Annotated in this window: 12 protein-coding genes; 7 read left to right on the forward strand and 5 right to left on the reverse strand. The window is 47.7% G+C overall.

The annotated features are described in order from the left end of the window. Positions 1-242 precede the first annotated feature (242 nt). The 3 genes from V3C10_05585 to V3C10_05595 are packed head-to-tail and all read right to left on the reverse strand — an operon-like array spanning position 243 to position 2,170. Positions 243-995 (reverse strand): DUF6232 family protein, encoded by a 753-nt coding sequence (locus V3C10_05585; GenBank protein WVP63293.1) that lies wholly within the window; start codon positions 993-995, stop codon positions 243-245. Positions 996-1,019: 24 nt separating this feature from the next. After that, positions 1,020-1,601: a DUF4489 domain-containing protein gene (locus V3C10_05590; GenBank protein WVP63294.1), complete on the reverse strand. Its 582-nt coding sequence runs from the start codon at positions 1,599-1,601 to the stop codon at positions 1,020-1,022. Between the two features lie 32 nt (positions 1,602-1,633). Continuing rightward, the gene (locus V3C10_05595) at positions 1,634-2,170 is read right to left on the reverse strand and encodes a DUF4489 domain-containing protein (GenBank protein ID WVP63295.1); all 537 of its coding nucleotides are present in this window, start codon (positions 2,168-2,170) and stop codon (positions 1,634-1,636) included. 251 nt (positions 2,171-2,421) lie between these two features. Here V3C10_05595 and V3C10_05600 point away from each other — a divergent pair, with 251 nt between their 5' ends. The 3 genes from V3C10_05600 (at position 2,422) to prfH (ending at position 5,918) form a co-directional block, all read left to right on the forward strand. Further along, a complete protein-coding gene (locus V3C10_05600; protein WVP63296.1) occupies positions 2,422-3,588 on the forward strand; it encodes a zinc ribbon domain-containing protein in 1,167 nt (388 codons plus the stop codon). Between the two features lie 626 nt (positions 3,589-4,214). After that, complete coding sequence (locus V3C10_05605; protein WVP63297.1) at positions 4,215-5,288, forward strand: RNA ligase RtcB family protein; 1,074 nt, start codon at positions 4,215-4,217, stop codon at positions 5,286-5,288. Between the two features lie 9 nt (positions 5,289-5,297). Then, complete coding sequence (gene prfH, locus V3C10_05610) at positions 5,298-5,918, forward strand: peptide chain release factor H (GenBank protein ID WVP63298.1); 621 nt, start codon at positions 5,298-5,300, stop codon at positions 5,916-5,918. A gap of 179 nt (positions 5,919-6,097) precedes the next feature. Here prfH and V3C10_05615 read toward each other — a convergent pair whose 3' ends face one another. Together V3C10_05615 and V3C10_05620 are read right to left on the reverse strand one after the other, a co-directional pair. After that, positions 6,098-7,606, reverse strand: a complete 1,509-nt coding sequence (locus V3C10_05615) for an FGGY family carbohydrate kinase (protein WVP63299.1) — start codon at positions 7,604-7,606, stop codon at positions 6,098-6,100. Then, positions 7,603-8,253 carry a class II aldolase/adducin family protein gene (locus tag V3C10_05620; protein WVP63300.1) on the reverse strand — a complete coding sequence of 217 codons (651 nt, stop codon included), beginning with the start codon at positions 8,251-8,253 and terminating at the stop codon, positions 7,603-7,605. Before V3C10_05620 ends, V3C10_05615 begins: the two co-directional genes overlap by 4 nt. A gap of 236 nt (positions 8,254-8,489) precedes the next feature. On the opposite strand from V3C10_05620, the gene V3C10_05625 reads away from it, so the two are divergent. The 4 genes from V3C10_05625 to V3C10_05640 all read left to right on the forward strand — a co-directional run bounded on the left by V3C10_05625 (position 8,490) and on the right by V3C10_05640 (position 12,215). Then, positions 8,490-9,266: a GntR family transcriptional regulator gene (locus V3C10_05625; GenBank protein ID WVP63301.1), complete on the forward strand. Its 777-nt coding sequence runs from the start codon at positions 8,490-8,492 to the stop codon at positions 9,264-9,266. Between the two features lie 69 nt (positions 9,267-9,335). Next, positions 9,336-10,397 (forward strand): TRAP transporter substrate-binding protein, encoded by a 1,062-nt coding sequence (locus V3C10_05630; GenBank protein ID WVP63302.1) that lies wholly within the window; start codon positions 9,336-9,338, stop codon positions 10,395-10,397. Positions 10,398-10,425: 28 nt separating this feature from the next. Further along, positions 10,426-10,935, forward strand: coding sequence for a TRAP transporter small permease (locus tag V3C10_05635; protein ID WVP63303.1), 510 nt, complete (start codon positions 10,426-10,428; stop codon positions 10,933-10,935). Next, complete coding sequence (locus V3C10_05640; GenBank protein WVP63304.1) at positions 10,932-12,215, forward strand: TRAP transporter large permease; 1,284 nt, start codon at positions 10,932-10,934, stop codon at positions 12,213-12,215. Before V3C10_05635 ends, V3C10_05640 begins: the two co-directional genes overlap by 4 nt. The last annotated feature ends 481 nt before the right edge of the window (positions 12,216-12,696 follow it).

A 12,696-nucleotide genomic window follows, 5' to 3' on the forward strand; every position in this document is an offset into this window, starting at 1 on the left:
TTTATTTTATCAGCGCCTTTTCCTGAGGCGCTTTCTGTATAGTGACATCTTATCACAGAATCGGACGGACGTATATTGCAATTTGCAGAGGAAAGTGAACGGCAGAATTAAAAGCTTCCTGTTCTTCCAACGGCGCATTCACCTGCAAAAAGCAGCTTTTAGTAGAAAACAGCTGCTTTTTCGTATGCATTTGTGTATATTTGGGACACTGAGGGAAAGTCTTAATTGATATAAAAGCTAACTCAATAAACAGAACTCCTGATTTCTGTTATAAGTGAATCGAGGCCTAAAGCGTTGCAGTCATTAATTAAGCCTGCCAGGACAAATTTTTTAAAGGATGCCTTAAGTCCATCCTGGTCGTTTGCTTCAATCAGCCGGGCCGCATCGTTAATGAGGTTTAAAATCTCACTGTTTGTATCCGCTTTTTTAATATAACTCTGATACAGTTTCTGGAGTTCGGAAACTAACTGGCTGTTTTTTGTACCCTGGCTGCTGATTCCCATGATGCCGGGTGTTTCTTTCAACGGTTCCTCTTTTACAGGTTCTTCTTTCGCAATACTTACTATTTTGCCGTCCGTATTAAAATTTATTTCACGGCCGGGAGGAGTGATTCCCCCAAAACTGTCTTTTAAAGCATCATAAAACTGGTCTACAAAATTATCACTGCCGGTAGACAGGGAATAAATTTCCCCGGAGTATAGTTCCAGGTTCATCCATCTTTCCGTATTGCCGGATCTGTAGTGAAGAAGCCAGGCCGCTGCTCCAACAGCCAGAATTGAAAGCATAACCAGCATGTTTATTATCCTGGGGCCTGATAAGGCGATAAAAAGCAGAATCAGGGCCACGCCGGACGGATACGGCATTTGGGGAAGGCCGCCGGTCCATATCCGGGAAATACCGGACAGAGGAAGAGCATTGTTTTCCCAGGTTATCAGGTCGTTTTTAATACCGATTTCGGTAACTTTATATTTGTAAAATTTATTTTGAACTGCCATAGGGTAAAACCTCCATATTCGGCATTAATTTTTGTCTATTATGGTTGCAATTAAAACAGGGCTTGCAATGATGCCTGTTCCCACCGTTTCAGCGCCCTCGTTTTCGACGTAAACGCTGTACGTACAGCCTTTGCCGGCCATTAAATCACAATCGCAGACCGACAGTGTAAATGTATTTGCCTCCATTTCCGTTTTATCACGGCAGTATAATACTCCGGTGCTGAGCGGTATGGAAAAAGGCTGGCATTTTTCCTGCTTCACTATCTGGAATCGAAGGCAGAGCTTCGATTTGCTGGCAATAATATTGCAGGAAAAGCTGAGCTGCACCAGAAGTTCTTTATAGCAGCAAGCATTCAGAGTAAGAGAAGCCACATGAAATGTGGCTCTCTTTTCTGTGCCTTCCGGTATAATAAGCCCTCCGAAAACAGCGCTTTTAATCTTTATATTGTTTCCACCCTGTAGCTTCTTGCCGGAATTGAGGCAACGATTTGTATCAGGTAAAGCGGGTGGCCGAATCATTGCCTCCTGTTGGCCGGATGGCCGGGGAGAACAGTTACATGCTTTTGAACGCGGATAACAGCCGCGTCCGAATAAACCGTAATACATAGCTTCTCCTTCCTGCCATTTAAATCCTTTTATTAGTTGCAGCCGTTGTCGACAACGATTGCAGACAGTGTTGCATTATTAATAGAAGTAACGCCGACTGTAGCAACACCGGCAACCGTAGCAACCACACTGTAAGTGCAGCATTCCTGGTCACAGATATCACAGTCACATACAAAGAATGAGAAAGCATCGCTGGATGTGATGGCAACAAGCCTGGAGAATGTCCAAACGGGACCTACTGGAATAGGAACCAGCTGGTTTTTGCACTGTTTGAATATCTGCAGATTAAGGGTTAAAACGGCAGCTGTTGTAACGATGTTGCTGGCAAATTCAAACTTGATACATGGTTTGCGGAATCCTTTGGTATCTACGGTTACGGTAGAAACGGTAAAATTTGTTCCTGCAATCGTAGCTAAAGGCAGCGTAACAGCGCCTGGGCAGCCGCATTTTAAAGTTGTTCTGTTCGGGGCAAGCGGTCTTGTCTTTTCACACTCACAGTAGCATTTGCAGTCACAATCACAACACTCTCTATTATCATACTCGCAATTATTGCAGTTTGTATCGCTCATAATGGAACCTCCATATAAATCTCTATTTTTTACCTCTCTGGTATAATATAGTATATTGCCAAACCCTAAGGATGTTACATTTTTGGGTCATGCATTAAGAAAGACTCTTTTTGGAAATCCGTAAGGTTGAAAACAGGGGGAAGAGGGAATCTTACATATTTTTTAAGGAAGAAAATGACGCTGTTATTTTCTCCGGCGATGTGTTATGATTAGCCGGAAATGAAGACACAGGATACGAAAGGGATGATAAGATGATTTGTCCAGAATGCGGACACGAAACATCAGGGAATTTTTGCAGTAACTGCGGCGCCCTGCTGAAAACAGGAAAGTCTCCGGACACTCATGAAATTACATATAGACGAAGATCCAGGGCACAAAACTTTGAAACGTCCAAAACTGCGGCCGTCAGAGATGAAACCGCGGCAGCAGCAGACCGAAGCACGGTGTATGGCAGGTATTCGGATGACGGGGCAGGTTCGAATGCCAGGACTGGTGCGAATGACGGGGCTGGTGTGAATGACAGGTCTGCTCTGTACGACAGTTCTGAAAACAGCGGATACAGGAGCCGTTTTCAAGATCCGTCCTCCAGACAGTCCGGGGAACCGGCGGCCAGGCGAAACGCGGAACGTCAGGAACGCGATAATACGGAGAGCCGTGCAGAGAGGCGGGCAAATTCCAGAAAGAAGGACAAGCCTAAGAAAGCATCCTCCTCAAAGGATTCTGGAAAAAGTGGTCCGAGTAAAAAAGAGGTGCGCCTTGAACAAAAGGAGAAAAAGCTCAGGGAAAACAGAATCAGCAGCCTGGAGAGCGAAGTGGAACGTCTTACGGTACAGGAACGGCTCAGGGACAGGCGCAGATGGGACCAGGATGAGGAAAGAGACGGTGATTCCGGTCCGGATCTGGGTGAGATGGCAGCCAAAGGAGCGGCGGGCGTTGTGGTCATTGCCGCCCGTGTGATGCAGCTGGCATCATTCTTTATGATGGGAACCATGGTACTTATTATGGCGCGCTCTTTTCTCAAATACAGTGAGGGACTTGGAGATATCAGCGTAATAGCAGCCGAGCGTAATTATGGGCTGGCGCTTTATGTGGGGATTGCAGGCGTTTCCCTGTTTATGGGCGTTATCTGGTGCCTGTGGATTCTGTCCAGAAAAGGTGCAGGCGGAGGTTTCAGGCTGAAGAAATACGATACCGGAAGAGGACTGATTCCTTTTATAATCTGCGGCGCCGCCGTATTTGCGGCGGGACCGGCGCTGACTCTTCTTCCTCCTGTGGAAGGCGTTGTGGGGCAATGGCAGGGAATTGTCACGGGTGCGAAAGCCGTCCTGACGGCAGTCAACGTGCACCGCGGCACTCTCCTGTTCTGCAGCGGAGCGGGAGCCGTGATGTCGCTCATACGGAGAATTCTTCTGGTTTAATGATGAGAATGAAAAGCCGTGGATGAGTTTAAAAAGATGGATGAAAGCCGAAACGGATGATAATGGATAATGAAGGCCAGGTCCGGAGTGCAGCGCCATATAGCAGGCGGGGCGCCCCGGACTTTTTGGGAGAAGATACCGTTTCGTGCCATATCCCTCAGGATTTTCATGTGAAAGTGAGAAAATCCCGATAGAGGGCAGCCGTAGACAGTCATAGCAGAATACGGCACGTGAACACGAACCGTGACACTGCCGATCTGCTATAAAAAGTCATCCTCAAATGCCGTCCAAGGAAAAAATATACTTGACGCATCCCCTGTGTCTGAGTTATAGTGATTTACAGAATACGATGAAAGCTCGGTTTGTGGACCGTTCATTGTTATCAATAAGGGGACGGAACGTCCTTCATAAGTAAAGGAGTGGTTGTTATGTTGGCAAATTTTAGTTTCGAGGTGAAGACAAGATAATAATTTTTTAATGGCAGGGACTGGCGTACAGAGTGTTTTTTGACGCACGGCTTGTTGTCGTGTTTTTTTTTGCCTTTTTTCGGAGTGATTACGGAAAATAATACGAAAATGTCTTGAAGACGCCGGAAAGCCTGCCTGCTTATGAAGGAGAATTTAAATTTGAAAAGTGAAAATTGCATATTAATCAGCAGTGGCAACAATTGGGTTGAACAGGCGGCAAAAGACCAGCTGGAGGGAGTATCGCGTCTTCCGGGCGTGGTGAGGACTGTGGGGCTGCCGGATCTGCATCCGGGAAAATCACCGGTGGGAATCGCAGTTCTAAGCCGCGGCCGGTTTTACCCTCACCTGATTGGAAACGATATCGGCTGTGGGATGAGTCTTTTTGACACCGGCGTAAAGCTAAAGAAATTCCGTCAGGATAAATGGGGATCCAGGCTCAGTTACATCAGGGAACTGAGGGATATACCCGCTGAAAACCCATATGAGGAGGAGTGCCCAATCCTGGATTTGGGAACGATCGGATCTGGAAACCATTTTGCCGAATTCCAGTGTGTGGATGAGGTGTTTGATAATGAACTGGCGGATCGGCTGGGGTTACCGAAGGACCGGGTACTTCTTTTAATTCACAGTGGCTCCAGAGGCTACGGGCAGGAGATTTTAAAGCGGTATTTCCGGCCGGAGGGCCTGGAGGAGGGAAGTGCGGAGGCTCATGATTATCTGGCGGAACATAACCGGGCTCTTCTGTGGGCGGCCAGAAACAGAGAGGTTACGGCGTCAAAACTTCTGGACTGCGTGGGAGTGAATGCCCAGCCCACAAAACTTCTGGAGTGCAGCCATAACTATTTGGAACGGACGGAGGAGGGCTGGCTCCACCGGAAGGGAAGTGTTTCAGCAAAACAGGGGGCCGTTGTGATACCGGGGTCAAGGGGAAGCAGAACTTATCTCTGCCTGCCGTCGGAGAATACGGAAATTGCCCTTGGTTCCCTGTCTCACGGGGCCGGGCGCAAATGGGCCAGAAGCATCTGCAAAAGCAGGATCGATAAAAAATACGACAGGGACTCCATCCGTACGACGGAGTGGAAAAGCCGCGTGGTATGCCACGATACAAACCTGCTGTTTCAGGAAGCTCCGGAGGCGTACAAGAATGTGGAACAGGTGATTCAGTCCCTGAAGGACTGGGAACTCATCGAGGTGGCGGCCGCTTTCCGTCCCCTGATTACGTATAAAGGGTAGGTGGCGGATATGAGAATTCAGTTAAGTTCCGGGCAGGGCCCGGCAGAATGTGAACTGGCGGTCGGACTTCTCTATGAAGCGCTGAAACGGGAATATCCCGACATAAAGCTGATTGACTTTGTGCAGGGAAAGAGAAAGGGAGGATTTACATCCATCCGTTTTGACACCAGCCGGGAGCTGCGCGGGTTGGAGGGCAGTGTACTGTGGATTTGTAAAAGTCCGTACCGGCCGGAGCATAAGAGAAAGAACTGGTATGTGGATATCAGTGTCATAGAGGAAGAAAAAAGAATTACAGAGGAAAAACTGGTGCGTTACGAGACATTCCGCAGCGGCGGAAAGGGAGGACAGCACGTAAATAAGGTAGAGACGGGGGTCAGGGTGATCCATATCCCTACCGGAACCGCCGTGGTATCCACCCAGGCCAGAAGCCAGCATATGAATAAACAGCTTGCTATGAACAGGCTGTGCGAGATCCTGGCCGAACGGAACCTGGACTGCGACAGGAAGGAAAAGAACCTGGCCTGGATGGAGCATAACCGGCTGGAACGGGGGAATCCGGTCAGGACGTATGAGGGGATGGAGTTTCGGAGGAGGAAAAAGCAACGGGCAGAGAATAAGAGAGAAAAATAATGTATGAGGTGATTTTTTTATTAAACCGATGAAAGAGACTGTATCCTGGAGCAGGGCGCGGGGAACGGATGAAGAGAAGTTACCATGAATAATCGAAAAGGCAAAGCCAGGGAGCAGCTTTGCCTTTTTGTTCGTCAGCGCTTGCCGCTCTCAGAACTGGGAGGACATCCCCGAATTTTTCAGAAAAGCGGTTTTAAACTTTCGTACAGGGATTTGTATTTGCGAAATCCCTCTTCATAAATTTGCCTGCAGCTTCCATCTGGAATCAAGATGGTGCCCGATGCATGTTTTTTGCCGAAATCGCAAGGGATTTCCTGCAGATTAATACTTTGGGCAGCTACAATCATATCGCCCAGGGTTTCCGTCTCACTGTTTTCCAGCTTTAAAATCTTGCAGCCTAAAACATCCGCCATAATCTGGCACCAGATGGTACTCTTGCCGATGCCTCCGCCGAGGGGAATAAGTTCGGGAGGAGGCGAATTGTGTATTACGGTATTCATACAATCCCGGATCGAATAGGCAACGCCCTCCATGATGGCTCTCACACAATCTCCATAGGAAGATTTGATGCTCAGGCCAAAGAACACTCCTTTTGCATCTGGATTCCAGATGGGTGACTTTTCGCCGGAGAGGTAGGGGAGGTAGAGGAGGCCGCCTGCCCCGGCTTTTGACTGCTCCGCCAGCCGGTTAAAATAGTCGTAAACAGATAGTCCCGCCTCATGGGCCTCGTCCTGCACCGCTTTCCCGAACAGATCACGGAACCAACGAAGGGAGACCCCGCAGTTATCGGTGGACTGGATTACGGCATACAGTCCGCCGAGAGCGGTAGGACAGTTCAAAAAACGGCTGTCGTAAATTGGCTGCTCACTGATGTAGCAGATTCTTCCGCTGCTTCCCATAGTGATTGCAAAATCGCCGGGACTTACCGCACCGCTCCCGCAACTGGCCGCTGCGGTATCGAGACAGCCGGCGGTCACCTTAGTTCCGGCCGCCAGTCCGGTAGCTGCCGCCGCTTCTTTTGTAACTGTGCCGACAATGTCGGCTGGGTTAAATGGCTCGGGCAGGAGGCGGCGCGGGAATTGTGAACGCTCGATTAATTTGTCGGACCACTCACCCGTTTTAATATCGGATAAAAGGGTAAAGCTCATCCGTGGCCGGTTGATGGTAAATTGTCCGGTCAGCCGCTGGATAATATACCCATCTGGCATCAGAAATTTATAGGCCCGCTCAACCAGATGGGGCCTGTGGTCAATCATCCAGCGAAGCGTGGGGAGGGTAAAGCTTCCTCCGGCAATGTGGTTGGCGGTGATTTCCCGGACATAAGAATCTCCAACCTGTTCTTTCAGCCACTCCACCTGTTCACCCGCCCGGTTGTCGCGCAGTCCAATAGCGTTATAGACCGGTTTCCCGTTTAAATCCACAAGCACGACTGCATTCGTACAACTGAGGCCAATCGATAGAACTTGCCCGGCTTCGACATGCTGCTTGGCAAAACACGTTTTCAGGCTGCTGCACACGGCCTGCCACCAGACCTCGGGGTTTTGCTCCGCCCAGCCGGGTTCAGGACAAATCATCGGGTATTCCTGATATGCGTGTGCGGCGACGGTTCCGTCGGTATAATAAAAAGTACATTTGGTTCCTGTAGTTCCGATATCGATTCCCAGCAGAAGTCCTTTGTGCTGTTTCATTGCGCCCCGCCCCCATCCGCCTGTATTTGGCCGGAGAGATCCGCCTGATTTTCCTCCGTTAATGCATTTCCCGCCTGTCCCAGGAGAAGCATAAGGTGGGCATTTTCTTCGATCTCTTCGATCAGGTCAGCGGCCTGGGTGAGAGAGGCGCCAACGGCCAGAATGCCATGATTCTCCATTATAACGGAATTACTTGTCCGAATCACCTGTCCAGCCAGGCGCGCCAGTTCTTCGGAGCCCGGGCGTTCATATGCGACAGCCTTTAAAGCCCCTACTCTCAATCCATATCCCGGTGTGTAGACGGGCATGGCGCAGCCGGGATCCAGTTCCTTCAGACAGGAAACCGCGGTGGCATAGGTGCTGTGGACATGGACTACGGCGTTGACATCGGAGCGCTGATAACATTCAAGATGCATTCTCCACTCTTTGGAAGGCAGATGCGCCTGTTTGCAGAAAAAAGTCCCATCCTGTGATAGTAAGACAAGATCATCCTTCCGGAGGGAGCGCAGGCTGACACCGGAAGGGGTGATAAGAAATTGCTCCCCGCAACGCACGCTCACATTGCCTCCCGTTCCGCTGACAAAGCCGCGGCGGTGAAAAGAGTGGCATAGTTCTAAAAATTCGTCTATTAAAGTTGAGGTTGACATTGATTATTTAATTAGTACCTCCTTACGGAATATTTGAGTAAAAATTTTTAGGTAAATTTCTTTTATTATAGTGATTTTAATTTTCAGAAACAAGTGGCAATATTTACAAAACGGCATAAAATTTTTGTGGATAATTGACGAAAGACGGAAAAATACGAAAAGTATCTTGTAAATTGAAGAGGGGAATGATATGATTACGGAGAAGAAAATTTTTAGGTAAATTTGGAGTTGATAAGATGAATAAAGATAAAGTGATAGCAAATGATTCAATTGCAGGTACCAACGATTTGTCGAAATTTGTCAGTACATCTTTAGTGGATGTGGTAACGGATAAGATTAGAGATGACATTCTTCTGGGACGGCTTGAGCCAGGCCAGAAGCTTGTAGTCCGCGAATTGTCGGAGCGATATAATGTCAGCCATACGCCGATTAAGGATGCGTTAAACAGGCTGCTGTCTGAAGGATATGTGGAAGCGTCCCCCAGAAAAAGCATGTTGGTTCGGGTCTTTTCCAATGCTGATTTGATTGAGAGCCTCGAGGCAAGGCTGATGTGTGAACTGTTTTGTGCGGGAAGTATTGTGTCAGAGGTGGGAAAACATCCGGAAGTGACGGATATGATGCGGGAGTGTATCACCGATATGAGACAGTCTATTTTAAACAATTCCCAGTATGAATCCTGGGTAAGATTTGAGACGCGCTTTCATATGGCTTATATGAACCACTGCGGAAATAAGGAAATCTTTTCGATTTACAACGGATTAGACACGAATAAGGCTACCTATATGACTTATTTGAATCAATGCCACTCACCTTTAAAGCTCAGCTCGCTGGAAAAAAATATCGAGGAGCATGAGCTAATCTTAAAAGCATTGCTGGACGGGGATGTCGGGGCTTTTAAGAGCGCGGTATCCCGTCATTTATACCGGGCGTGTGAAGATTACGCTGATAGTGGAGAATTAGTGGCAAGAATCAGTCAGTTAAAAGAAACAACGGGAAAATTTTTAGGAGAATAATTTGGAAAGAATGAAAAATAGGTTTTTATTTCCAAAATTTACCTAAAAATATTTGAGAGAGGAGAAAAAATGAAGAAAAACAAATTTATGACAGCATGTTTAGCGGCTGTGTTGGGTGTTAGTATGATGGCAGGATGCGGCTCTGCCGGGCAGGGAGACGTGAAGGCAGATGGCGGACAAATTGCGGAGAAAGATTCCTCAAAGAACTCCGGTGAGAGCGGGGAGGAGAAAATCGTAATGCGATTGGCCCATATTAATTCAAACACGGATCCAAAGCAAATGGAGGCAGAGAAATTTAAAGAGCTGGTGGAGGAGAAAACGGGCGGAAAGGTTCAGATTGACATCTACGGAGCAGGACAATTGGGCGATGTCAATGAGATCATTGAGGGACTGAAGCTGGGAACCAATGAGATTGTCATTGAGGGATTCGGTACGATTCCGTCCTACACACAACTGTCTCTACTGGATTTGGTTCCCTTTATGTGGAGAGACAGGGATCACTTTGATAAGGTATGGAACGGGGAGCTGGGGCAGGAGCTTTTAAAAGAGGCATCGGTTGAGTCCGGCATTACTCTGTTCGGACCCTCTTACAGGGGAATCCGCGTTACGACGTCTAAGAAACCGTTCCACAATCTGGCAGAACTGAAGGGACTTAAAATCCGGGTTCCGAGTGACGATATGTCTGTAAAAACCTGGGAGGCCCTGGGAGCCGCCCCAACACCGATGGCCATGAATGAGGTTTTGACGGGGATCCAGCAGGGGACAATCGAGGCTCAGGAGAATCCGGCGGTATTATCGTATAATTTCGGTCTTGCCGATGCATGCAAATACCTGATCAAGACAAATCACAGATGGAGCGCCGACGTCTTTATGATGGATCAGGATTATTTTAATAATCTGCCGGAGGAAATTCAGACTGCTGTTTTGGAGGCCGGGAAGGAGGCGGCCGATTATGTGAGCAAAATCAATACGGAGCAGGAGAATGAGTCCTTTAAAAAATGGGAAGAGGCGGGAACGGAGATTATTGTTCCGGATGATATAGAGGAATTTAGCAATGCGACACAAAATGTGGTAAAAAACAGTTTTCCGGAACTGACGGACTGGGTGGAGAAAATCCAGGCTGTCCGTTAAAAGGACGGGGGAGACGAGAGGAACGTAAATGAAAGTTTTTTTTAATACCGTGGATACGGTGCTTAAGATTGTGATTTCCATACTTCTTATAGCTATGACAGGCGTGATATTCTATCAGGTCGTGATGAGATATTGTTTCCATGCGTCTACTATATGGGCGGAGGAGTTTGCAAGATATGCGTTTATCTGGGTGGTAATGCTTGGGTCGGCCTGTGCGGTGAGAAGTTCTAAGCATATCCGGGTCGAATTTATGATTGACCGGATGAGCGGACGGCTCAGGGCGAAGGTAGAATTTTTGACGTATATTGTGATGATCGGCATGTTAGGCCTTCTCGCTGTTTACGGCGTCAGTATAGCAGGGCAGACAATGGGGCAGCTGTCGCCGGGACTTCACATTTCCAGGGGATTTATGTATTACAGCATTCCGGTTGGAGCCGTTTTAATGATCCTTTTTGCCATAGAAATATTAATGGATCGGTGCGCTGCCGGGAGAAAAGAAGAGCAGAGCTCCGGTAAAGCGCAGGAGGAAAAAATATGATTACGGTTGGAATGGCACTTTTAGTTATTATGATTGTTCTTGTTTTACTCGGAGTTCCCGTCGCGTTTTCCATCGGCGTGGCATCCATCTGCGCAATTATTATGGGGGATTTTGAGCTGATTATTCTTCCTCAGAAGATTTTTGCGGGTTTAGACTCTTTTCCCATGCTGGCGATTCCGTTTTTTGTCCTGGCCGGGAACCTGATGACGGCGGGAGGGATTAATGATAAAATTATGCGGTTTGCGTCTGCAATAGCCGGAAGAGTGAGAGGGAGTCTGGGGATTATCACGGTTTTAAGCTCCGCTATTTTCGCGGCGATTTCCGGTTCCGGGACGGCTACAGTCGTAGCAATCGGAGGTATGATGATCCCAGCCATGAAAAAGAATGGCTATAAACCGGGATTTGCGGCTGCGATTGCCTCCTCTGCCTCGATTCTGGGCCCGATTATTCCGCCAAGCATTGTGCTGATTGTTTACGGCAATGCGGTTCAGTTTTCAGTGAAAGATCTGTTTATGGGGGCAGTGCTCCCGGGATTTCTTATGGTGGTCGGGTTTTGCATTTATACCTACATAAAGGCGTGCCGTCTGGGACTTCCAATCGGGGAAAAGGTGTCTGCTGGAGAATTGCTTTCGGTAACCAGGGAGAGCATATGGGCATTGCTGATGCCGATCATTATTTTGGGAGGGATCTTTGGTGGAGTGTTCACACCGACGGAGGCCGCGGCGGTAGCCGTGGTCTATGCCCTGCTGATTGGCTTTTTTGTATACAAAAACCTTAAATTTTCAAATCTTTATTCAATGCTGGTGGACAGTGGGATCACGGCTGCAATTATGCTGTTTCTCGTGGGTTGCTCTAAGATTTCAAGCTGGGCTTTGGCAGTAGCCAAGGTTCCGGAGGCAATTTCGGGAGGATTATTGTCGCTCACAGACAACCGGATTTTGCTTCTCCTGATTATTAACCTGTTCCTGATTCTTGTGGGGATGTTCATGGAGGCAAACGTCGCGGTCGTTATCTTTACCCCGATCCTTCTCCCCATCGGACAGGCATGTGGCATGTCTGTATTGCAGTTTGGCGTTATGATGACAATCAATCTCTGCATTGGGCTTCTCACGCCACCGGTGGGACTCTGCGCCATGTTGGGAAATGGAATAGCCGAGACAAAGCTGGAGAATACGATTAGGGAATCGCTGCCTTTTATTGCGATTGGATTAGCCGTCCTCCTGCTGACTACATACGCGGCGCCTCTGACGGAATGGCTGCCAGCATTGATGAAAGATTAAACTTTTGCTATAAACTTTCAGCCCCTGGAATGCGAAAGGACGAAAAAGAATCTGGCCGGGGTGGAACATAACCGGCTGAAACATGGAAATCCGTCAGGACGTATGATGGGATGAAGTTTGGGAGGAGGAAGAAGGGCGGGAGAAAGGCTGTATCGCAGCCTGGAGAATAGAGAGAAAGAAATAAAATATATAATATCAGAAAAAAGTTCCGGCTGGCAGGCCGGACTTTTTTTAATTGGGTGGCAATGAAAAGTTCGCGAAGCGTGCTTTTCGTTGTTCATAGGAAATTACGTCCTATAAATCAAAAAACAGTATATGCAATGTTATTGGCTGGTAATGAAACATCTGTGTGGCATTCTTGGATAAAGTAAAATGACGATAATTTATTAGTAGAAAATGATGAGCAAATATATGGCAATTTATGGCAATTCCTATGAGTATAAGTTTAGGAATATTTCTAAGATGCTGATTTTTCTTTAAA

Origin of the sequence: [Clostridium] symbiosum (assembly GCA_036419695.1) — a bacterium.
Taxonomy (GTDB): domain Bacteria; phylum Bacillota; class Clostridia; order Lachnospirales; family Lachnospiraceae; genus Otoolea; species Otoolea symbiosa_A.

Bases quoted from the DNA above. Each gene is read 5' to 3' on its own strand.
- V3C10_05585 (WVP63293.1), bottom strand. From the start codon at position 995: ATGGCAGTTCAAAATAAATTTTACAAATATAAAGTTACCGAAATCGGT.
- V3C10_05590 (WVP63294.1), bottom strand. From the start codon at position 1,601: ATGTATTACGGTTTATTCGGACGCGGCTGTTATCCGCGTTCAAAAGCA.
- V3C10_05595 (WVP63295.1), bottom strand. From the start codon at position 2,170: ATGAGCGATACAAACTGCAATAATTGCGAGTATGATAATAGAGAGTGT.
- V3C10_05600 (WVP63296.1), top strand. From the start codon at position 2,422: ATGATTTGTCCAGAATGCGGACACGAAACATCAGGGAATTTTTGCAGT.
- prfH (WVP63298.1), top strand. From the start codon at position 5,298: ATGAGAATTCAGTTAAGTTCCGGGCAGGGCCCGGCAGAATGTGAACTG.
- V3C10_05615 (WVP63299.1), bottom strand. From the start codon at position 7,606: ATGAAACAGCACAAAGGACTTCTGCTGGGAATCGATATCGGAACTACA.
- V3C10_05620 (WVP63300.1), bottom strand. From the start codon at position 8,253: ATGTCAACCTCAACTTTAATAGACGAATTTTTAGAACTATGCCACTCT.
- V3C10_05625 (WVP63301.1), top strand. From the start codon at position 8,490: ATGAATAAAGATAAAGTGATAGCAAATGATTCAATTGCAGGTACCAAC.
- V3C10_05630 (WVP63302.1), top strand. From the start codon at position 9,336: ATGAAGAAAAACAAATTTATGACAGCATGTTTAGCGGCTGTGTTGGGT.
- V3C10_05635 (WVP63303.1), top strand. From the start codon at position 10,426: ATGAAAGTTTTTTTTAATACCGTGGATACGGTGCTTAAGATTGTGATT.
- V3C10_05640 (WVP63304.1), top strand. From the start codon at position 10,932: ATGATTACGGTTGGAATGGCACTTTTAGTTATTATGATTGTTCTTGTT.